This window comes from Thiomicrorhabdus hydrogeniphila (genome assembly GCF_054656895.1).
This window is the reverse complement of the sequence record NZ_BAAHXL010000001.1, coordinates 2,019,114-2,040,039: the sequence shown is the minus strand read 5'-3', so window position 1 is coordinate 2,040,039 and position 20,926 is coordinate 2,019,114. Positions and strand designations below refer to the sequence as shown.

The 20,926-nt window shown below is 36.3% G+C and carries 20 protein-coding genes and 1 pseudogene; 11 read left to right on the top strand and 10 right to left on the bottom strand.

The genetic code is table 11. The features are described 5' to 3' along the window. Positions 1-20 precede the first annotated feature (20 nt). The 3 genes from coaE to ACYQ0E_RS09260 form a co-directional block, all read right to left on the bottom strand. Positions 21-620, bottom strand: a complete 600-nt coding sequence (coaE, locus tag ACYQ0E_RS09270) for a dephospho-CoA kinase (protein WP_460187946.1) — start codon at positions 618-620, stop codon at positions 21-23. A 65-nt stretch (positions 621-685) separates the two neighbouring features. Further along, entirely contained in the window at positions 686-2,923 is a 2,238-nt protein-coding gene (locus tag ACYQ0E_RS09265) for an EAL domain-containing protein (RefSeq protein WP_460187945.1), read from the bottom strand. Beyond that, the gene (locus ACYQ0E_RS09260; protein ID WP_460187944.1) at positions 2,920-3,828 is read right to left on the bottom strand and encodes a DUF1749 domain-containing protein; all 909 of its coding nucleotides are present in this window, start codon (positions 3,826-3,828) and stop codon (positions 2,920-2,922) included. Before ACYQ0E_RS09260 ends, ACYQ0E_RS09265 begins: the two co-directional genes overlap by 4 nt. Positions 3,829-4,208: 380 nt before the next feature. Between ACYQ0E_RS09260 and ACYQ0E_RS09255 the strand changes: the two are divergent. The 3 genes and pseudogenes from ACYQ0E_RS09255 to grxD all read left to right on the top strand — a co-directional run. Further along, positions 4,209-5,126, top strand: a pseudogene (locus ACYQ0E_RS09255) (IS256 family transposase, variant Zn-binding type); the annotation flags it as partial. 200 nt (positions 5,127-5,326) lie between these two features. Continuing rightward, complete coding sequence (locus ACYQ0E_RS09250) at positions 5,327-7,150, top strand: N-acetylglutaminylglutamine amidotransferase (RefSeq protein ID WP_460187943.1); 1,824 nt, start codon at positions 5,327-5,329, stop codon at positions 7,148-7,150. A 79-nt stretch (positions 7,151-7,229) separates the two neighbouring features. After that, entirely contained in the window at positions 7,230-7,580 is a 351-nt protein-coding gene (gene grxD, locus ACYQ0E_RS09245; protein ID WP_460187942.1) for a Grx4 family monothiol glutaredoxin, read from the top strand. 113 nt (positions 7,581-7,693) lie between these two features. Here the strand turns inward: grxD and rnt are convergent, their stop codons facing one another. After that, positions 7,694-8,314, bottom strand: a complete 621-nt coding sequence (gene rnt / locus ACYQ0E_RS09240; RefSeq protein WP_460187941.1) for a ribonuclease T — start codon at positions 8,312-8,314, stop codon at positions 7,694-7,696. 21 nt (positions 8,315-8,335) lie between these two features. Next, positions 8,336-9,622: an amino-acid N-acetyltransferase gene (gene argA / locus ACYQ0E_RS09235; RefSeq protein ID WP_460187940.1), complete on the bottom strand. Its 1,287-nt coding sequence runs from the start codon at positions 9,620-9,622 to the stop codon at positions 8,336-8,338. Between the two features lie 100 nt (positions 9,623-9,722). On the opposite strand from argA, the gene ilvD reads away from it, so the two are divergent. Both ilvD and ACYQ0E_RS09225 read left to right on the top strand, forming a co-directional pair. Continuing rightward, positions 9,723-11,582, top strand: a complete 1,860-nt coding sequence (gene ilvD / locus ACYQ0E_RS09230; protein WP_460187939.1) for a dihydroxy-acid dehydratase — start codon at positions 9,723-9,725, stop codon at positions 11,580-11,582. A 20-nt stretch (positions 11,583-11,602) separates the two neighbouring features. Then, complete coding sequence (locus tag ACYQ0E_RS09225) at positions 11,603-12,004, top strand: tellurite resistance TerB family protein (RefSeq protein ID WP_460187938.1); 402 nt, start codon at positions 11,603-11,605, stop codon at positions 12,002-12,004. A 212-nt stretch (positions 12,005-12,216) separates the two neighbouring features. Here ACYQ0E_RS09225 and soxA read toward each other — a convergent pair whose 3' ends face one another. The 5 genes from soxA to ACYQ0E_RS09200 form a co-directional block, all read right to left on the bottom strand. Beyond that, entirely contained in the window at positions 12,217-13,047 is an 831-nt protein-coding gene (gene soxA / locus ACYQ0E_RS09220) for a sulfur oxidation c-type cytochrome SoxA (RefSeq protein WP_460187937.1), read from the bottom strand. A gap of 104 nt (positions 13,048-13,151) precedes the next feature. Then, positions 13,152-13,463, bottom strand: a complete 312-nt coding sequence (gene soxZ / locus ACYQ0E_RS09215; protein WP_460187936.1) for a thiosulfate oxidation carrier complex protein SoxZ — start codon at positions 13,461-13,463, stop codon at positions 13,152-13,154. A gap of 56 nt (positions 13,464-13,519) precedes the next feature. Next, complete coding sequence (gene soxY, locus ACYQ0E_RS09210) at positions 13,520-13,987, bottom strand: thiosulfate oxidation carrier protein SoxY (protein WP_460187935.1); 468 nt, start codon at positions 13,985-13,987, stop codon at positions 13,520-13,522. 36 nt (positions 13,988-14,023) lie between these two features. Beyond that, a complete protein-coding gene (gene soxX, locus ACYQ0E_RS09205; protein ID WP_460187934.1) occupies positions 14,024-14,401 on the bottom strand; it encodes a sulfur oxidation c-type cytochrome SoxX in 378 nt (125 codons plus the stop codon). Positions 14,402-14,585: 184 nt separating this feature from the next. Beyond that, a complete protein-coding gene (locus tag ACYQ0E_RS09200; protein WP_460187933.1) occupies positions 14,586-16,067 on the bottom strand; it encodes a M48 family metallopeptidase in 1,482 nt (493 codons plus the stop codon). Between the two features lie 90 nt (positions 16,068-16,157). Between ACYQ0E_RS09200 and ACYQ0E_RS09195 the strand changes: the two genes are divergently transcribed. From ACYQ0E_RS09195 to rimI, 6 genes are all read left to right on the top strand, one after another. Beyond that, entirely contained in the window at positions 16,158-16,370 is a 213-nt protein-coding gene (locus tag ACYQ0E_RS09195) for a sulfurtransferase TusA family protein (protein ID WP_460187932.1), read from the top strand. A gap of 4 nt (positions 16,371-16,374) precedes the next feature. Further along, positions 16,375-16,899, top strand: coding sequence for a DsrE/DsrF/DrsH-like family protein (locus ACYQ0E_RS09190; RefSeq protein ID WP_460187931.1), 525 nt, complete (start codon positions 16,375-16,377; stop codon positions 16,897-16,899). A 233-nt stretch (positions 16,900-17,132) separates the two neighbouring features. Then, positions 17,133-18,020 carry a CDP-diacylglycerol--serine O-phosphatidyltransferase gene (pssA, locus tag ACYQ0E_RS09185; protein WP_460187930.1) on the top strand — a complete coding sequence of 296 codons (888 nt, stop codon included), beginning with the start codon at positions 17,133-17,135 and terminating at the stop codon, positions 18,018-18,020. A 59-nt stretch (positions 18,021-18,079) separates the two neighbouring features. After that, the gene (locus ACYQ0E_RS09180) at positions 18,080-19,624 is read left to right on the top strand and encodes a 2-isopropylmalate synthase (RefSeq protein ID WP_460187929.1); all 1,545 of its coding nucleotides are present in this window, start codon (positions 18,080-18,082) and stop codon (positions 19,622-19,624) included. Between the two features lie 45 nt (positions 19,625-19,669). After that, on the top strand, positions 19,670-20,326 hold the full coding sequence (locus ACYQ0E_RS09175) for a hypothetical protein (protein ID WP_460187928.1): 657 nt from the start codon (positions 19,670-19,672) through the stop codon (positions 20,324-20,326). A 28-nt stretch (positions 20,327-20,354) separates the two neighbouring features. Next, positions 20,355-20,852: a ribosomal protein S18-alanine N-acetyltransferase gene (gene rimI, locus ACYQ0E_RS09170; protein WP_460187927.1), complete on the top strand. Its 498-nt coding sequence runs from the start codon at positions 20,355-20,357 to the stop codon at positions 20,850-20,852. The last annotated feature ends 74 nt before the right edge of the window (positions 20,853-20,926 follow it).

Sequence of the window (20,926 nt, the reverse complement as noted above, 5' to 3'; positions counted from 1 at the left end):
TAAAAAAGAAGCTGGATTAATTACTTTATTTTATTAAATAAAGTTGTTTTAAGGTGGTCTAGCCCATGGCTATTATCGATGACAAAATCAGCATGCTTTATACGTTGTTCTCGAGTGGCTTGTTGGGCAATAATTTTTTCAATTAATAATCTATCATTACCGTCACGTTGTATAGCACGTTGTATTTGTTGTTCAACAGGGCAGTCTACTACCCATATTTCATCTAAATAACCAGGCCTGGTAAAAGTTTTTAGCATGGTTTCTATTAATAAAGGTATTGCAACAATAATATACGGGGGATTAAGTTGTTTAAATGCTTCAATTTGTTTTAGGGTTTCTGCCTGAATAAGTGGGTGCAATATAGATTCAAGCTTCTCTTTTTCCGTAGAATTATTGAATATAAGTTCTCTTAAATAAGGACGTTTGAGAGTACCATCGTTATTAAGACAGGCTTTACCGAAATGATGGGTGATTTTGTTTAGTCCAATAGATCCAATTTGAACAACCTCTCGGGCTATTATATCGGTATCAATAATGGCATAGCCCTGTTCTGCTAATAAGTGGGTGACGGTGCTTTTACCTGATCCAATACCACCTGTAAGACCAATGATTAACGTCATTTAAAACTCTTAATTGGGTTTGTAGATAAAGGTATTTTGCATATTCTAAAAATATTTGTCATGTTTTATATCAGATAAGTGTCAGTGGCTGGCTGACTTAGAGGTTTTCCGATAAGGAAACCTTGAATATGTGTTGCTCCTGCATCAATGGCCTTTTGCAACATAATTTCATCTTCTACACCTTCCATCACTAAATCATAACCAGAATTTACAATCATTTCTGCTGTTGTTTTGATGATATTTTGTGTTTTTACGTCTTCATCTAATAAAGCCCAAGTCATTGTCATATCAAATTTAATAATATCTACAGGCATATGTGCTAAATAACGAATAGAAGAATAACCACTACCAAAGTCATCTAAGGCAATTAAAAAACCATCTTCACGTAAGTTATTTAAAACATGCTGAGCGTATTCCATATGTTCTATCAAGCTGTTTTCAGTAATTTCTAATACGATTTTATAGTCGTTTAAAAATGGTTTTATTGATTTGAATAATTCAGGAAAGCTGGGTTGTAGCAAAGTTTTACCGGAAATGTTAATGGCTAGGCCTGTACCTTTAGGCAAGATACCTTGTTGTAAGGCTTTATTAATTTGCTGTATGACTTGAAGGTCAAGTTCAAACTCTAATCGACGTCTATCAACAACGGAAAAAATATCATTAGGGTAAATAATTTTATCTTCTTGTTTAATTCGTATGAGAGACTCGTAATAAATAGAATTATCTTTAACGGATTTGATAGGTTGGTAATGCATTTGAATATAGTTACCGCTATGAATTGCGTCAACAATCGTATTTACCATACTATTTGATAATAAAGACATGGATTCTTTATCAAAATTACGGTGATAACACTGAATTTTTTCTTTAAGTGATTGTTTGGCCTTATACATGGCAATATCGGCTTGTTTAGGTAGGTGAAGAATATCGTTACTCATATCAGGTAAGGTACTACTAACCCCTACACTGAAGTTTAAATGTTCTTTTATACCGATGCTCGTAAATGGAGCCTCTTCAATCGCATTTAAGCAACGTTGCGCAATTAGTATCGTTTCTTCTGTGGTTTTATTTTGAAGAATGACTGCAAATTCATCCCCACCAATTCGATAAACAGGGCAGTCTAAAGGTAGGCTTTGCTGTATGGTTAGTGCTGATAATTTAATTACCTGGTCACCGATTTCATGTCCATAAGTATCATTTAATGCCTTAAAAAAATCACAATCAAAAAGCATAAATGTCGTTGGAATTGGATAATGAGAGTATTCTTCAACAGCAAGGTTCCATGCTTCGTCAAAAGCTCGGCGATTGTATATATTGGTTAATACATCTCTACGAGCTTGCTCCCAAACTGCTTGGTTTTGTTGGTCTAAATCATCGTGAGCTTTTTGAAGGCTGTAATGATACTTGTGAATAGTTTTCTTTAATTCTTCAAACTCTTTTAGCAAAAATATTTTAGAGGGGATTGGGTGAATTTCATTAGGATTATTTTTAAGCTGATGTAGGTAGTTAGATATGATTTTTAAAGGTTTATAAATATTTAAATTAAATAAAATGGTCACTATAAGGGTAACGATGATCATCAAGAAACTGAGTTCGATAATAAAGTCTTGAATTAGGCGCCATAGATAATCACTTACTGGGTTTGATGTCGCTTTATAAGATAAGAAGTTGTTAATTTCACTCAAGGGATGTTGACCTGTTCCATTGAATGAAATAGTGGATTTATCTACACGGTAAAAAGTATTTTTACTGAGTAAAAGGGCGTTAAAGTCAACAGATATTCCCACGTACCCTAGGGGTTTATGAGTACCTCTTTGTGTGACTTTATGAAATACATTTAGCTGTAAATTACCCTGTTTATCAAATACTATTTTTGGTTCAAAATTATCTATCTTTAAAGGGAAAAATAGCTTGGAACTCTCAAAGGCTGACTCTGACATAAGCAAGCTAGTATCTGTTTTGTACAGCTCTAATGCATTATAGTAAGGTTTAAAATAACTACTCTCTTTTAGACGTTCTTCACGCCAAAAAAAGTAATAAGTTGGGTCATTAAACTGTTGATGAATTTCATCCCATTTAGCGAGTTTTGCGGCTTGACTTTGAACTAACACTTCTGATTGATTGATAGCATCTTCTATCTCTTTTTGTGCCTCAAGTTGAGATTGCGCTTTGACAGTCTGTCGAATATTTTCACCCTCGTAGTACAGTGTTAAATCGACTAATAAAAGCACAAAAACAGAAAGAATTAAAAAGAGTGAAAAGTAGTAGCGGATAGGGCGTATTAAATATTTAGACAGTTTCAATGGACATGCTTCCCAGCGCTATCAATGTCGCTAATTATTTTAATTATAATATCTTGTAAATCAAATTCGTGTTCGCTTGAAAAAAAATGATTAGCGCCTTTCACTTCAATTACATGAGAGCCGGTTTTTTTGAGGTCGTTTAACCAAGCCTTACCTACTTTTTGGTAACGTTTATCCGCGCTTCCCATAATGGTGTAATTGGGTATTTTTAAGTGTTTTAAACTATTTAATACATAACGCTTATCTAGCTTTAAATAAGATAAATAGCTTTCTGGAGTGGCAGAGTAATTATTTTTACAAAAAAGAAAACTATATTTATATGGATAGTGCTGGTTTCTCTCGATTAAATCTTGCGCATAGACGATTTCATTTTTAAGCGTACCAAGTTCTTTACCTTTAAAATAAAATAAGCTAGTAAATATTGCTCCCTCAATATGGGCATTAGATTTGGTACTTAAATATTCAACGAGTTCTTGGCTTCCACTAGAGTGGCCAATAAGAATGATCTTGTTATAACCTTTAGCAACAAGCCAGTTTACCCAATCTTCAATCTCGTTTACATCAGACTCTAATGTGTGTGTATGAATAGAGTTACATTTAATAGAGTTTTTACGTTTATTAATGCCTAAGGTCAAAGTTGGTGCAAGGGTTGTATATCCTTCTTCTTGCAAGCTTTTACTCATGGTGGCAACCGTATGAAATTTGTTTGTAGTTAAAAAACCATGAACTATCAATATTGCTGGTTTGTTTGCTTGACCTTCCTTATAGTCGGCTTCAGCAATGTTTTGTGAATGTAGTAGTTTGTGTGAAACGGTTTCAGCATAACTGGAAAAAGACAAACACAATAATATAGGCAAACTGAGTAAGCGTATAAATAAAAAATGTAGCTTGTCATCGAAAATCATATTTCTCAGCTTTGTGTAGGTAGTAAATACAAGAATATTAAAATCACACTTAACAAGTTCAAAAAGTACTGTTAATTTCTTTTTTAAAAAGGGTTTGCGAATTTTTACTAAACTGTATATGTAAAAGGAGTTAATTATTTGATTATATAATAAATATGAGTAGTCTTGAGAGCATATAACAAGGATTACTATAATAAATTTATGTTTGTAATCAAGATGATTTTAGAAAAAAGAAAATTAAAATAAAAGTCTCTTTATTTTAAAAAAAGAGTTAATGAAAAAAATAGGGGTCTGTTTTTAGATGTAACCTGTTTAAAATAAAGGGTTTTTAGGTAAAGTTTTAAAATGAGTTTTAAAAGTTTGCGAAAAAATGCCCTAAATGCACCTCAAATAGAACCAAAAAGGCAGGCAAGCGTAACGGTATCCAGCGTTACTTTTGTCACGTCTGCCAATCAAAATTCCAGCTCAAACGAAAGCCTAAAAAACACATCGATAAAGTCTTTAAGGAATACTTCTATCAAAGACAGACACTTCAATGTTTGGCCGATAAATACAAAGTAAGCATCCCCACTATTCGGTCATGGATTTCACAATATACCCCAACAAAAGCAACCGCAATTCCAAGTGACATCATCCTCATTGCAGATGCGACTTTTTTTGGTAAACGCATCGATAAGTTTGGCGTACTTGTGTTTAAAGATGCCATCACATCTAAGGTACTCTGCTGGCGTTATATTCAAACAGAAACAATTCAAGATTACATCGTTTTAAAACAAGAATTAGAGGATCAAGGATTCAATATAAAAGGTGTCGTACTGGATGGACGAAGAGGCTTAATTCAAGCGTTTGAAGGAATTCCTGTTCAATTATGTTTATTCCACATACAGGCGACTATCACCCGTTATTTAACAAAAATTCCCAAGCTAATGCCTGCAAAAGATTTAAAAGAAATCGCTGGATATATTCAATATGTTGACGAAGATTTATTTAAAGAAATGTTGGAAGAATGGTTTTCAAAACACGAAGCATTTTTAAAAGAAAAAACATTTCATGAGCATTCAAATCGATGGAGTTATAAACATCGTAGAGTAAGATCCGCTTATCGAAGTTTGAAAACAAATATAGCATTTATATTTACCTATCAAAAACGCAAACGGCTTCAAATCCCAACCACCACAAATGGACTTGATGGCGGGGTATTTTCACCATTAAAAAACTTACTTAGTGCGCATAAAGGAATGAATTTTGAGTTAAGAAAAAAGCTGATAGATGACTTTCTAAATACCTTACAAAAATAATGGTATCAGACCCCCGTTTTTTTCATTAACTCTAAAAAAACAAGTCCTTTATTTATGGCGTATATCTTAACTATATTGCCAAAGAGTATCCCAAATAGTATTTATTAATTTACGGCACTTATTGACGTTAAATATCAGCGAGTAAAGAACAAAAACGTTAGAATATGAGCAATTTGATTTAACTGAAAACGAGAATAATTATGTGTGGAATTTGTGGAGAAATTTATTGGAATGGTAAGCAGGCTTCGGTAGAAAACTTATCTCCTATGTTAAATGCCATGCATAAACGAGGCCCTGATGATGAAGGTGTTTGGTTAAATGGGCATATAGGTTTAGGCCATAGACGTTTATCCATTATTGATCTTTCATCTGCTGGGCATCAGCCTATGATAGATGAGTCATTAACACTGGTTTTTAATGGCTGTATTTATAATTACGAAGCCTTAAAAATAGAGTTGGAAGAGTTAGGTCAAACCTTTGTGTCACACTCGGATACAGAAGTGATTCTTAAAGCTTATCGTCAATGGGGAATGGAATGTGTTTCTCGTTTTGAAGGTATGTTTGCGTTTGCTATTTGGGATGATGAGCAGCATCAATTGTTGTTAGCGCGCGATCGCATGGGTATTAAACCTTTATATTACGCGCCAGTCGAAGGCGGTGTGCGTTTTGCTTCTAATACTCAAGCTTTATTAGAGTATAAAGATATTAATACGGAAATTGACCCAATTGGATTACATCATCAGTTAACGCTTCATGCAGTTATACCTGCTCCACATACTATTTTAAAGGGTATTAAAAAGCTGGAACCAGGTCATTGGTTAATTGTGAATCCTGATGGGCAAATGTACAAAAAATGTTTTTGGCATTTAGAAGCAAAACGACCAGAACGGTTAAATGGTTTGCCAGCACCTAAAACTGAAAAAGAGTGGATTGATGCAATACATGTTTCTTTAAAAGAGGCGGTATATAAACGTTTAACGGCATCAGATGTGCCTGTTGGCGTGTTGCTTTCTGGTGGGTTAGATTCGAGTTTACTGGTTGCCTTACTGGCCGAAGCGGGTGTAAAAAATATTAAAACCTTTTCAATTGGGTTTGAAGATGCACCCGAAGAAAAGGGCAATGAATTTGAATTCTCAGATTTGGTTGCCGAACGCTATCAAACAGATCATAAAAAATATCTTATCTCTAATAATGACGTTTTACCTCGCTTGCATGAAGCCGTAGAGTCTATGTCTGAACCAATGGTAGGCCAAGATGCGGTAGCATTTTATCTGTTATCTGAGCAGGTTTCTAAAGAGGTAAAAGTCGTCATGTCTGGTCAAGGGGCGGACGAAGTTTTTGGTGGTTATTTTTGGTATGCCAAAATGGCAGAAGCGGCAAAAAATAAAGATATTACGAATCCAAAACAGGCGCTATCGGCTTTTGCACCGTATTATTTTGACCGTTCACACCAAGAATGGTTAGAGGTCATTAATCCTAAATATCATATTCATGATGTAACCTCGGATTTAGTGAGCGATAAGCTTACTGACCCAGGAGCAGATACTTTTTTAGACCAAGTATTACGTTTTGATGTAACGACCTTAATTGTCGATGATCCCGTTAAGCGTGTGGATAACATGACAATGGCGTGGGGTTTAGAAGCTCGTGTGCCATTTTTAGATCATAAATTAGTCGAAATGGCGATGGCTGCACCAGAACAACTTAAATTGAAAGATGATGGTAAATATATTTTAAAAGAAATTGGTCGTGGAATTGTGCCAGATGAAATTATTGACCGACCTAAGGTGGCGTTTCCTATGCCGGCTTTAAAATATGTACGTGGTGACTTTTTTGAATATATGAAAACGTTGTTAACATCACCACAAGCAAAGGCTCGCGGTATATTTAATCAACAAAAACTAGATGAACTATTAGCCAACCCAGAAGCGCCTAATGCCTTTACCGCTATTCAAGGCAGTAAGCTTTGGCATGCCGCATTACTGGAATTTTGGTTACAAAAGCACGTAGATAAAACAATTTAATCAAGCACCAAGAAAATCTATATTTTTTTGTGATAACCTAGTAAACTACTCTGGAATTATAATTATTAAGGAAGAAAGCATGGAAAACCAAGACCCGATTGTAAAAGAAACTTTAGAGCGTATTCATAGTCAAGTGACAAATAATCCGGTTGTTTTATACATGAAAGGTACACCACAAATGCCATCTTGTGGATTTTCTAGTCGTGCTGCCCAAGCCCTTGCAGAAACAGGCGAAAAGTTTGCGTTTGTAAATATTTTGGCAGATGCGACTATTTTTGAACATTTACCAAAATATCAAGATTGGCCTACATTCCCTCAGTTATACATTGATGGTGAGTTACAAGGTGGATGTGATATTACGCTTGAATTAGCGGAATCTGGTGACTTGAAAACAATGATGGCAGCCGCTAACGCTAAAAAAGAAGCGTAGTAAAACTGAGAATTGATTTTTTATTAACGCATTTTTGCAGACTATAAAAAGGCACCTTAGAGTGCCTTTTTTAGTTTTTAAATTTACCAGGCCTGGTAAATCCTAATATAAAACTAATCATTTGGCTGTAGTTTGATTGGCCATTGATTTACGATTTCACAAAATAAATCAGCCGTTTTTTCAGTATCGTATGCTGCAGAATGTGCTTGCTGATTATCCCATTCTAATCCCGCACAAGCTGCCGCTTTAGCTAAAACGGTTTGGCCATAAGCTAGCCCAGCAAGCGATACCGTATCAAATGTACTAAACTCATGAAACGGCGATTTAATTTTGCAACGTTCGGCGGCTTTTTGAACAAAGTTTAAATCAAAAAAAGCATTATGACCTACTAAAATAGCTCGTGTGCAACCTGTTGCTTTTATTTGTTGTTGTATAGGTGCAAACAGCTCATTTAAAGCACGTTTTTCATTTATGGCATTTCTAAACGGATGATAAGGATCTTCCATGCCAATAAATTTTAATGCACTTTCTTCCAGGTTAGCACCTTCAAAAGGCAAAATATTACGGTCAATGGTTTCATTTCTTGATAATAAGCCTTTGTCATCCATCTTTAATGTTACTACTGCCATTTCTAGCAAGGCATCGGTATTGCAGTTAAAACCAGCAGTTTCAACATCGACTACAACAGGTAAAAAACCGCGAAAACGATCTTTGATTTGAGTTATTTGGCTCATTTAAAACACTTTAGCTGTAATTTACAGCGGTTTGACAAGCACTTTGGATTGTCTTTGATAATTATAAAGGGATTGTTTTTGATTAGGTAAGGCGGAGATATCGGCTAGGTTAAAGCCGTGTTCAATAAACCAATGATGGGTATGCGTTGTGAGTAGAAAAAGGCTTTTCATATTCTTAGCAGTGGCATTCGCTTCGATTGCTTTGAGTAACTCAGTTCCTAATTCTTGACCTTGGTATTCTTTACGAACAGCTAAACATGCAAGCTCTGCCATATTGTCATCATTTTCATACAGGGCAGCGCAACCGATGATAAGTTGATCACGTTCAATAACAATAAAATTACTGATTTCTAGTTCTAAACGTTCTCTTGATCGTTTAACTAAAATGCCTTCTTGTTCTAAAGGTTCAATAAGTGCAAGTATGCCGCCAACATCATCTATAGTGGCAGGTCGTAATTGATGGTAACGATCACTAAAAATAAGGGTTCCTGAACCATCACGAGAAAAAAGTTCGAGTAATAAAGCGCTTGGATTATCTTGATCCATTAAGTGCACGCGTTTTACTTTAGTATTGGTGTAAGAAATTTGTTTAAGCAATAACGCCTGTTCATTATTGGCTGGATTTTGCATGATTTTTTCTAATTGAGGAATGCTTAATTGTTTAGGGAGTTCTGTCAGTTGTTGTGTTGAGCCATAAATCATTAATTTATCAGCGTGAATCGCACTGGCCATTTGACAAGCCTGTTCTAACGTATTTAAGTTAAAAACTTCACCCGTTAATGAGTACGCAATAGGGGTTAATAAAGCAACTTGACCTGAGTTTAAGCAATCAGAGATAGCTTGATGACGAATTTTTCTTAATTTACCCGTATGTTGAAAATCTATCCCATCAATCACCCCTTTAGGTTGGGCAATAACCCAGTTACCTGATACTAAAGTGGGTGGATTTGGTTGTAAGCAATTGGCTTGACTGAATGTCGCTTCTAACTGACTGCGTAAAAGCCCAATTGTTTGCTGAAAAACGGGTATAAGCTCAGTAGGCGTAATTCTAAATTGATGGTGCAACTGCCAATTAATACCGGCATCACTAAAAGCTTGGTCTAATTGTGGGGCAGCCCCCATGACTAAGACAATCTTTAAGCCAAGGTTATAGAGCAATCCAATGTCTTGAGATAGCTGAGAAGCGGAATCTTTGGACGACAGAAATTCTCCAGGTAAATAGATAACACAGGTTTTTCCACGGTGTTGTTCTATATAACGTGAGGATTGTCTTAATGTATTAATAAAATCTAATTCAGATTGCTGCATGAATGTGCGAGAATACCAGTAATAATTTTTGTAAGTATAACAGTCTCAAGGGCAAAATCTAAAGTGTAAATTTATTTAGCCCTTTTAAAAGGAGTTTTTAATGCCGCAATATCGTTCAAAAACAAGTACTCACGGTCGTAATATGGCAGGTGCCAGAGCACTATGGCGTGCAACAGGAATGGGCACAGAAGATTTTGGCAAGCCAATCATTGCTGTAGCCAATTCGTTTACTCAATTTGTTCCTGGTCACGTTCACCTAAAAGATATGGGTCAATTGGTTGCCCGTGTAATAGAAGAAGCTGGTGGTGTAGCCAAAGAATTTAATACTATTGCTGTAGATGATGGTATTGCAATGGGTCATGATGGAATGCTGTATTCACTTCCATCTCGTGATTTGATTGCTGACTCTGTGGAATATATGTGTAATGCGCATTGTGCAGATGCTTTAGTTTGTATCTCAAACTGCGACAAAATCACTCCAGGGATGATGATGGCTGCCATGCGTTTAAATATCCCAACCATCTTTGTAACCGGTGGGCCAATGGAATCAGGTAAAACGGTATTAGGTGGAGAAGGCATTAAATTAGATTTAGTTGATGCGATGGTTATGGCTGCTGATGATTCTTGTTCTGATAGTGATGTTGCAGATGTTGAAGTTTCAGCTTGTCCAACATGCGGATCTTGTTCAGGTATGTTTACAGCAAACTCAATGAATTGTTTGGCAGAAGCTTTGGGTATTGCTTTACCAGGTAACGGAACAACTTTGGCGACGCATTCTGACCGTAAAAACTTATTTGTAGAAGCAGGGCGCCGTATCGTTGAAATCACTAAACAACATTATGAAAATGATGACGATAGCGTTCTTCCACGTTCTATAGCTACTTTTGAAGCTTTTCAAAATGCAATGGCTTTAGATGTAGCAATGGGCGGATCCACCAATACTGTACTGCATCTATTGGCGATTGCTCATGAAGCTAAAGTAGAATTTACTATGCAGGATATGGATGAAATATCACGTAGAGTTCCATGTTTAGTTAAAGTCGCTCCAAACTCTAAAAAATTCCACATGGAAGATGTTCATAGAGCTGGTGGAATCATGCGTATCCTAGGTGAGCTTGAGCGTGGTGGATTAATAAATACTGATACTCATACTGTACACGCTTCATCCATGGGAGCAGCCATTGATCTATGGGATATTAGCCGTAATGATGATGAAGCCATTGAAACCTTCTTTAGAGCTGCGCCAGGTAATGTCAGAACTACCGAAGCATTTAGTCAATCAAAACGTTGGAAAACAGTTGATATTGATGCAGAAAATGGATGTATTCGATCAATGGAACATGCATATACCCAAGATGGTGGTTTGGCTGTACTACACGGAAACATTGCACTTGATGGTTGTATTGTTAAAACCGCTGGTGTGGATGAATCTATTTTTAAATTTTCTGGTAAAGCAAAAATTTACGAAAGCCAAGATGCTGCCGTAGCAGGAATTTTAGGGAATGATGTTAAATCTGGGGATGTAGTTTTAATTCGTTATGAAGGCCCAAAAGGTGGTCCAGGTATGCAAGAAATGCTTTACCCAACCAGTTACCTTAAGTCTAAGGGTTTAGGTAAAGAATGCGCTTTATTGACGGATGGTCGATTTTCTGGAGGTACTTCAGGACTTTCTATTGGACATTGTTCACCAGAAGCTGCTGAAGGTGGTAATATCGGCCTAGTTGAAGAGGGTGATATTATTGAGATAGATATTCCAAACCGTACAATTAATGCTTTGGTAACGGATAAAGAATTTGAAAAACGTAGAGAAGTAATGGAAGCAAAAGGTGCAGCTCATTCTTGGAAGCCTGAAGCGCCTAGAGAGCGTAAAATTTCAATGGCTTTAAGAGCTTATGCAGCTATGACAACAAGTGCAGCTTTTGGGGCTGTACGTAATGTAGAACAAATTGAACGTAAATAATAGCTTGGAGAATAATAGACATGTTTGCAGATAGATTAACTCAAGCACAGCGTCAGGTAGTATTTGATTTGGCTGTAAATTTGGCGGCAGCCGATAACGATGTTTCTGATGAAGAAGTTCAATATCTTCAAGATTTTAGTAGTGCCTATGGTATTGAGTACGACCTTGATAAAAGTGAAGTCAATATCGACGATGCTATTACGATTTTAAATACAAAAATTTCTCGTGTTGTTACATTACAAGAATTAATTAAGTTGTCTTATAAAGATGGGCATTTTGGTGATGAGGAGCAAGACCGAGTCTTTTTAATTGCTCAGAAGATGGGGCTTAATGATCCAGAATTAATAATTCGTATTGAAAAATGGGTTCGTCAAGGATTTGATTGGATTTATGAAGGTGAACAAATGTTGGATGTTGATTAAATCAACTTAATATTCAATATGTTTTTAAAACCAGCTTTAGCTGGTTTTTTTATAGCAAAAATTGCTGTTTTTATAATTATGCTTAAATTCGTATATTAAGTGCAATCGAATTTAAGTTGTATTGATTGTTTATATGTATTAATTAGCTATTTAGTTTTTTTAGGTATAAAAAAACCCAGCTAAAGCTGGGTTTTAAAGTGAATAATATAAAATTATTCGCGGTATGACGGACCATTAATATCTAGACCGTTACCAACGTAAGCTTCAAAGAACTCTAAGTTATTATAGTCAGTACCTTGAGTTTTAAATGGTTTAGCACGCATGTTTTTATTACAACCGTCGTAACGACGCTGTAATGTACCAAGGTTTTGCCATTTAGCGCGGAACACAGGGAAACCTGAGGTGTGACCAAGCATTGAAGATAAAATGTTTGAACGTGCTTTACGTCCAGCATTATATGTATGACACTTAGCACATGATAAGCCTAATTGACCACGAGGCTCAATATAAAGTGCACGACCAGCTTCATATGCTTTACGAGCGCCTTCACTATCAATTTTTACATTGATTTTTTGACCACGAGCATTGTAAGCAAGGTAAGCACTTACTTGTGCAATAGTACCTTTTTTCCACTTATAAGGTTTAAGACCAGCATCAGTACGACACTTGTTAATTGAACCTTCTAAGGTGACTACTTTTTGAGTTTTTTCATCAAAGTATGGGTATTTAGCACGAATCTTAGAAACGTCTGAACCAAAGCATTTTTCAAATACTGCTTTATCTTTGTTCCAGGCAGCTTCACCAGCATCAATACCATCTAAATAAGGAGGAAACTCTTCAGCTGCCTCCCATTGTGCGAATTTGTCGGCGTTATAAATATATGCGCCATTAATATATTCTTCAGGTGCAATTTTTGGATTTTTTGCTTTGAAGAAATCAACGATTTGTTGACGATCCATTTCAGGATCAACAGCCAATGCCGATGTTGAAGCGGCACCTACTGTCACACCTAATGTTAAGGCGATTAGTAGTGTTTTTTTCATTCCAATCCTCCGTCCGAGAGCTCTGTATATTTCTAATTATATTATTATTGTAGAGGGGGTAAGGTAAGCATTAGCCAATTTGACTAATGCTAGAACTCAAGAGTCTATTTTAATTTAATAGAGTGAGTACCTTTTTCACCAGTGTTATCTGTTACAGATACAGTAACTTCATCACCAGCGTTAGCTTTTACTTTTACTTCCATATATGGATTTGCAGATACTGCACCAGACCACTGAGCATCAACTGCAGTTGTTCCGTTTACAGCAACTGTAACGATATCGATATATTTAGCAGGATATGGTTTTCCAGTCTTTTTGTTCATACGAACACCAGATTCCATAGGGTGCTTAATTAGTGCCTTAACTGCAGCTACGCCAGCTTTTGCTTTACCACGCATTCTAATTTTGATAGACATGTTATTTCCTTTTAATAATTTATTTCGTTGTAGAAATTAAGTAATTTCAGTGGGGATTAACCACCACAACCACCGATTGTTACTTTAACTTCTTGTTCAGCTTTAAGTAGTTTCCCACCAGCTTTAACAACGGCAATAACATTCATTGTTTGACCCATTTTGATACGTGTTGAAACGTAACCAACAGCATTAGCACTGAAAGAGTATTCACATACTAAAGGCATAGGGTTTTTGCTTGCTAAGATAGTGATAGATTCAACACCAGAAAGACCAGAAGCATCAACAGTTACAGGAGTTACTGCTCCGTTTTCTGCGATAGCTGGTGCTTTAAGTTTGATATCACCTGAATCTGTAGCTGTAGTTGTACCGTAAACGCCGTTTAGTGCGTCGTCAGTTGTTTTAGCGCCAAATGCTTTTGCATTCCAATCAGCTAATACAGTGCTAGGTGTAAGAAGACCAGCGTTAACAGCTACTGCTGCAACACCAGTTGCTAGAGTACCTTTAAGGAAAGATCTACGTTTCATAAGGTTTTAAACTCCCGGTTAAGGTTTAATAAAAATTTATAGGGTGTAAATGTAATCAACAATTTTGCTGATTTCACTGTCTGATAATATACCATTTTTCCCGAATTTAGGCATCATGCTGTTAGGCACGGTGTCTGTTCCAGGTTTACCCCATACTTTGTTGTAAAGCTTTTGCTTATCAGGGTAACGAAGTTTCATCGCGATTAAAGCAGGACCAATGTTACCTGGCATAGCGCCTTCGCCAGCCATGTGACATGCTAGACAATTACCTTTTGATCGGCCGTATGCTAGCTTCTTACCTTCTTCAACCGTTGATGCACCTTTCTCTGCTGCTTGAACAGCTTTGATCGGCGTTGCAACTACCACAGTTGAAATAGCTAAAGCTGTCAACAGTTGCTTCATTTTAGAATTCATCATTCTTCTCCTCCAAAAGTGTCTTTCGACGTTCCCATTATATCTTGGGATTTTTTTATATGAACAAAAGAGATTGCTCTTTGTGGTGTTAGCTTACTCAGTTACTCCATAAACGCAAGGGTTTTGGCTAATGATTGCGATAGTATTATTTAATACTGATTAAATATTTTTTTATGGCAAATTATTATTCTTTTATTTTGTTCTTATTATTCAATAAGTTGTCATTATGTTCTTTAAAGCGCAAAATATCCTTCTCAATACTTTCTTCATTTTTAGATTTGTTCTTTTCTGCTTGTTTTAAGAAATATTTACTTCGTTCTATGTTTCCTGTTTGCAGGTAGGCCTTAGCTAAATTTAGGTATGCAGAGGCTTTCTGATGGCTTTTTGCATTATATTCAGAGAGCTCCATATACACATTGTATTTATAATTTAGCTGTGTTTCTGATTGTTCTAATACGTGTTCAGCTTCTTTTTGTTTACCTTGTTTTCTTAATAGGCGGCTGTAATACATCGGGATAGACACACTTTTAGGAAATAGAGTAACTTTCAAATCTATAATTTTATTTAAAGCTTCGTTATCGGATTCATTAATGGAGTCTTGTCGACTTAATTTGTTTTGTAATAAAGCGGATAAAAATATCGGACTGGCTTCTGCATTGAAAGCAAGCTTTTCCATGCAGTCTGGTGCGTTTAGGCCTTTTTTGGTTTTATTGAGGGTCTCTAGGTAGCAGGTCAGCATGGGATCCTGTTTGACGGCTTTAATTTCTGCTGCTGATACGAGTTTCTTTTTTTGATGCAAAATTCTGTTTTTTATATAGTTTAGGTAGCTTTTAGGTTCAATCTCTTTTTTTTGTGGAAGATTTTGTGCGCGGTTTTCAGCTTCAGCAAGTCGATGTTCTGATACCGGGTGGGTTCGTAGTATTTCTGGTACTTTTATAGTGTCTAATTGGCTTTCTTTTGATAAACGTGCAAAAAAATCACCCATTGCGTGAGGGTTGTATCCTGTTTTATAAAGTAGCTGGATACCAAATGCATCTGCTTCAGATTCATGTTGACGTGAATTTTTGAGTTGTTGTTGCATGTTTAAGCCCATGCCGCCCATTAAGGTGGCAATGCCTGCAGAAGGGTCTTGGCTACCAATTAAAATCGCAGCGAGTAATGTAGCAATGGTGTTGATACTGCCTTGTGTGCTTGAGTATTCATATCTTCTCGATAGGTGGTTTTGGGTGACATGAGAAATTTCATGTGCAATAACAGCGGCTAATTCATCTTCTGTATCGCAGGCGGTGATTAAACCAGTATGAATGCCTATTACCCCGTTAGGGCCTGCAAATGCATTTATGTTGTTATCATCAATTACATAAAATGAATAATGTCGATTGTTACCCGTATAGCTTGCAAGCTTATGGCCTATTTTTCGGATGTAGTCATTTGTATCAAAATCTTCATATAGATTATAGTGTCTATAAAGTGCGTTAGTAAAAGCTCTACCAAGTTCTTGTTCTGTTTGGCTGTCATATTCAACAAGATCAGGAGAGCCTAAGTCTGGTAGTGAATCTGCTTTAACAGTCGTTAATGATTGTAAAAAGACAAACGTAAGTATTGAGCCAATTATTATTAGAGGCTTAAGCATGGCTAGTTGTTTAAATAGATTGCTAAAATACATTGGGGATTTATCTTTTATAGTTAAAATGTGCTTTTGGTTATTATATTGAAGAAGTATAACGGCGTCGTAAATAGTAAAGGTATTTTAATAATGCAGTTAGATCTATCAGGCTTGGTTTGTCCAATGCCTATTATTAAACTTAAAAAATTCATTGCTGAAAATAACGAAACAGACTTAGATGTATTGTTAACGATATCTGATAAAGCAGGTTTAAAAGATATTCCTGCTTTCTGTAAACAAGTAGGGTTAAGTTGCAGCTTAGTAGAAGAAAGTGGATTAATGCAATTTAGAATAAAAGGTTAGAGTAATGCAATCTGAAATTAATCAAGAAAATAAGTTGAGTATCATCCACTCAAAAGGCACTTTAGATTGGACTTATCCAACATTTATTTTAGCGAGTACCGCTGCGGCAATGGATAAGCAAGTTGAACTTTTTTTTACTTTTTACGGTATTCAAGCCGCATTAAAGAGTACGGATGCACTTAAAGTTTCGCCTTTAGGTAACCCAGGAATGGTTATTTATAGTCCAATGGGACCCGATTGGTTTAAAAAAATAGATTTAAATCAAAATTTACCAGGCCTGGTATGGACGTTGCCAGGGATGAGCCGACTGGCTACTTGGGGGTTTAAAAAAACCTTGCTGCAACAAGGGCTTGTTCCAATAGATGAATTAAGAGATCTTTGTTTGGAACTTGGGGTTAATATGACCGTGTGTCAGATGACAATGGATTTACAAGGGTATCAAGAATCTGACTTTATGGAGGGGGTTGATTTTGCTGGTGCCGCAACGTATTTTGCCAAATCACCAGAAAATCAAAGTTTATTTGTATAGTTTAAAGTCTTTAATAAAAGATATAAATTGTGTTTTTACATTGAAAGACAGCAGGCTATCGGTAAATACTTTGGTTTTACAATAAAATTAATTGTTAGAATAACCAAATTAAGAAAATTGAGTCTAAATTTGTTGAGTTTAAGTTTTGTCGCAAAGTACTTCATCGTTACGATAAAAAATTTATTAAATACAATTTAGAAAATCAAACCAAGAAAGACTTTAGAGAAGAAATTATGAAAGGTTTTGAAAGAGGTATTTATTTACTGCCCAACTTAATGACGACCGCGGCTTTGTTCGCGGGTTTTTATGCTGTTATTGCGGGTATTCAAGGGAATTTTGAGCAAGGTGCTATCGCTATTTTGATTGCAATGGTGTTTGATGGTTTAGATGGTCGAATTGCTAGAATGACAAACTCGTGCAGTGCATTTGGTGCTGAATATGATAGTTTGGCAGATATGATTTCATTTGGTTTGGCACCTGCAATATTAATCTTTCAGTGGGCTTTAATGGATTTTGGCAAGCTAGGGTGGTTAGTGGCCTTTATTTATACTGTGGCTGCCGCTCTTCGTTTGGCACGCTTTAATACTCAGGTTGGTAAAGCCGATAAACGCTATTTTCAAGGTTTGCCAAGTCCCGCTGCAGCGGCACTCTTAGCCAGTTTAATTTGGGTGGTAGAGAGTAATCAAATAGATCTAGTCATTACGCCTGTTGTTGCCTTAGTGCTTACCATCTTTGGTGGTCTAATGATGGTAAGTAATACCCGATTTAATTCATTTAAAGAACTTAATCTTAAAGATAAAGTCCCGTTTGTTACCTTACTTGTTGTGGTTTTAGTTTTTGTGGTTATTACTATTAAGCCTGCAATGATTCTCTTTTTACTTTTCTTAAGTTATGCCGCTTCAGGGCCTATTATTACTTTAGTAACGCTTAAAAAAACAAAAGCACAGAGAAAAGGGCATAAAACAGAAAATAACGATATTGGTGATAGTTCTGATGATAAAGTTAAAGAGAGTGATGATTTAGCAATCAAGGCAGAAGCAGAAAACGATGAGGATTTGTCTAAAGAAAATTCTAAATCGCAAGATTCAGATAATCATCAAGAAAATACACCTAATAAGTAAATGTTAGGACATTGCGTGAAAACGCTTTAATTTAATTAACACTGTTTGGAAAATATAGCATGAAAGACCATTTAGTTATCTTTGATACAACACTTAGAGATGGAGAGCAAAGCCCAGGCGCTTCAATGACAAAAGAAGAAAAAATTCGTATTGCAAAGCAATTAGAAAAACTTCAAGTTGATGTTATAGAAGCAGGTTTTCCAGCGGCAAGTGAAGGTGATTTTGAATCGGTACAAGCGGTTGCATCGGTTGTTAAAGATAGCACGATTTGCGGGCTTGCTCGAGCAGTAGAAAATGACATTAGGCGCGCAGGTGAAGCAATTAAACCCGCTAATTCTGGAAGAATTCATACCTTTATAGCAACCTCACCTATACATATGGAGAAAAAACTTCGTATGTCTCCTGATGAGGTTGTTGATCGCGCGGTATGGGCGGTTAAGATGGCAAGAAACTATACAGATAATGTAGAGTTTTCACCAGAAGATGCTGGTCGTTCAGATGTGGATTTTTTATGTCGAGTTATTGAAGCTGTTATTGATGCTGGCGCAACCACTATTAATATTCCCGATACGGTAGGCTATAACGTACCGCATCAATTTGGTCGTTTATTTAAAGAAATATTAGAGCGAGTTCCCAATTCAGATAAAGCGATTTTCTCAGCGCATTGTCATAATGATTTAGGCTTGGCGGTTGCTAACTCGTTAGCCGCAGTTAGAAATGGTGCAAGACAGATTGAATGTACTATTAATGGCTTAGGAGAACGTGCTGGTAATACTGCATTAGAAGAAGTGGTTATGGCGGTAAAAACTCGTCAGGACATTTTTGATGTGGATACTCGTATTAATACTCGAGAAATACTAGCGGCTTCAAGATTGGTTTCAAATATTACCGGTTTTGCTGTTCAGCCGAACAAAGCGATTGTAGGTGCAAATGCCTTTGCTCATGAATCTGGCATCCATCAAGACGGTGTATTAAAACATCGTGAAACCTATGAAATTATGCGTGCCGAAGATGTTGGTTGGAGCACCAATAAAATGGTTATGGGTAAACATTCTGGACGAAATGCATTTAAAACACGCTTAGAAGAGCTAGGAATTGATTTTGAAACAGAGCAAGAACTTAATGAGGCTTTTATTCGATTTAAAGAATTAGCGGATCGTAAACATGAAATTTACGATGAAGATTTGCAATCGTTAGTGACCGATAACAATACTCAGCGTGTAGAGAATGAATCTTATAGATTAATTTCTCTTAAGGTGTCAACTGAAACAGGTGAAAGCCCGCAGGCTGAAGTAACGCTTTGGATTCATGGTGATGAAGCAAGTGCCTTAGCAACGGGTAGTGGTGTTGTGGATGCTACTTTTAAAGCAATTGAATCTATGGTTGAATCAGGCTCTTCTTTGCAGTTATATTCAGTTAGCAATGTAACAAATGGTACCGATTCATTGGGTGAGACGACTGTTCGACTTGAAAAAGGGGGACGCATCGTCAATGGGCAAGGTTCTGATACGGATATTGTTACCGCTTCTGCAAAAGCTTATATAAATGCTTTAAATAAACTTGATGCGGATGTGAGTAAAGAACATCCACAGGCAAGAGTTTAATGTTGTCAACGCATCCGTCTCTAACTCATGTAAGTATTTTTTAATATGTCGAATGTCAGATTTTCAGATGAGTTATTTAAGCAGTTAGGAGGCATAAATTGGATTACCAGGCCTGGTAAATTCAATTCAATGCCATTTTCTGCCCCCGCCGAAATAGCACCAGTAAAAGAAGTGTTGCCTAAAGAGGATGTGCTTGAAGATAATTCAGCCCATAATGAAATAGAGCAGAAACCGTTTATTGCAACCGAGCAATTAAATACTGTTGAACAAGAAAGTGATACTGAAGTAAGTCAGCAATCTATTGAGGAAGCGAATCCCGCTCCTATTCATGTAGCTGAAAGCTTGCCTTTGTTATCTGTTGTGGTTATTGGTGCAGGCTTAGAAGCGGTTTGGCAAAATGAAGAAAGTTTGGCTTGGCAGCTTTGGCAAAATATTATGAAAGCCTTTGATTGGGATGAAAATCACGTTGTCTTTTTTGATACCGATCATTTAGTCACCGAAGATGCTATCTTTTCTACAATGGAAGAGGTGATTGATTTAGGTGTTGAATGGGTATTAACCATGAATGAAGATCACGAGATTACAGAACAATTGGCTGAAGGTGTTCAAGTTGTTAGTGTCGCTGATTTTGAACAAATGCTATCTGATCCTTATGCCAAACAAAGTTTTTACCATTCAATCATCAATCTTGGTAACCCTTGATTAAATCTCTTTAATTCGATGCCAAATCATGTCTAACTCCTCAGTTTTTAATTATTTACGATTAATGGATGAATCTGATCTTAATCAGGTTTTTGCTATTGAGCAAAAGTCGTACGATTTTCCTTGGACGTTTAATGGTTTTGAAAAAAGCCTAGATCAAGGCCTTAATTACGTTTTTAGTGATATTGATGATCAAATGTTGGGGTATTGTTGTATTTTGCCTGTTTTGGATGAAGCGCATATTTTAAATATTTGTGTAGCGCCAAAATTTCAAAGAAAAGGCGTGGCAAAACAAGCCTTTTTAAAGTTGTTAGAAGGGCTTAAAGATCGAAATTTTAAAATGGTGTTTTTAGAGGTAAGAGAGTCTAACTTTGCAGCATATTCACTTTATAAACAGTTAGGGTTTACAGAGGATGGTGTTAGAAAAGGTTATTATCGTTCTCAAGCTTGGGATGAAGAGACGCAAGATTTAATAGAGGAAAAAGAAGACGCGATTTTAATGTCTTTTGGAATTGATTCACTTTAGTCGGTAAAGTTGTTATGCGTACTTGCACCCAAAATGGGTGCGAGTGCGTTAGATTATGCGATTGCTAAATGAAA

Coding starts and splice junctions, on each gene's coding strand:
- pssA (WP_460187930.1), top strand. CDS start 17,133: ATGAAAGGTTTTGAAAGAGGTATTTATTTACTGCCCAACTTAATGACG.
- ACYQ0E_RS09200 (WP_460187933.1), bottom strand. CDS start 16,067: ATGTATTTTAGCAATCTATTTAAACAACTAGCCATGCTTAAGCCTCTA.
- ACYQ0E_RS09195 (WP_460187932.1), top strand. CDS start 16,158: ATGCAGTTAGATCTATCAGGCTTGGTTTGTCCAATGCCTATTATTAAA.
- ACYQ0E_RS09225 (WP_460187938.1), top strand. CDS start 11,603: ATGTTTGCAGATAGATTAACTCAAGCACAGCGTCAGGTAGTATTTGAT.
- grxD (WP_460187942.1), top strand. CDS start 7,230: ATGGAAAACCAAGACCCGATTGTAAAAGAAACTTTAGAGCGTATTCAT.
- argA (WP_460187940.1), bottom strand. CDS start 9,622: ATGCAGCAATCTGAATTAGATTTTATTAATACATTAAGACAATCCTCA.
- soxA (WP_460187937.1), bottom strand. CDS start 13,047: ATGAAAAAAACACTACTAATCGCCTTAACATTAGGTGTGACAGTAGGT.
- coaE (WP_460187946.1), bottom strand. CDS start 620: ATGACGTTAATCATTGGTCTTACAGGTGGTATTGGATCAGGTAAAAGC.
- rimI (WP_460187927.1), top strand. CDS start 20,355: ATGTCTAACTCCTCAGTTTTTAATTATTTACGATTAATGGATGAATCT.
- rnt (WP_460187941.1), bottom strand. CDS start 8,314: ATGAGCCAAATAACTCAAATCAAAGATCGTTTTCGCGGTTTTTTACCT.
- soxY (WP_460187935.1), bottom strand. CDS start 13,987: ATGAAACGTAGATCTTTCCTTAAAGGTACTCTAGCAACTGGTGTTGCA.
- ACYQ0E_RS09250 (WP_460187943.1), top strand. CDS start 5,327: ATGTGTGGAATTTGTGGAGAAATTTATTGGAATGGTAAGCAGGCTTCG.
- ACYQ0E_RS09190 (WP_460187931.1), top strand. CDS start 16,375: ATGCAATCTGAAATTAATCAAGAAAATAAGTTGAGTATCATCCACTCA.
- ilvD (WP_460187939.1), top strand. CDS start 9,723: ATGCCGCAATATCGTTCAAAAACAAGTACTCACGGTCGTAATATGGCA.
- soxX (WP_460187934.1), bottom strand. CDS start 14,401: ATGAATTCTAAAATGAAGCAACTGTTGACAGCTTTAGCTATTTCAACT.
- ACYQ0E_RS09260 (WP_460187944.1), bottom strand. CDS start 3,828: ATGATTTTCGATGACAAGCTACATTTTTTATTTATACGCTTACTCAGT.
- ACYQ0E_RS09175 (WP_460187928.1), top strand. CDS start 19,670: ATGTCGAATGTCAGATTTTCAGATGAGTTATTTAAGCAGTTAGGAGGC.
- soxZ (WP_460187936.1), bottom strand. CDS start 13,463: ATGTCTATCAAAATTAGAATGCGTGGTAAAGCAAAAGCTGGCGTAGCT.
- ACYQ0E_RS09180 (WP_460187929.1), top strand. CDS start 18,080: ATGAAAGACCATTTAGTTATCTTTGATACAACACTTAGAGATGGAGAG.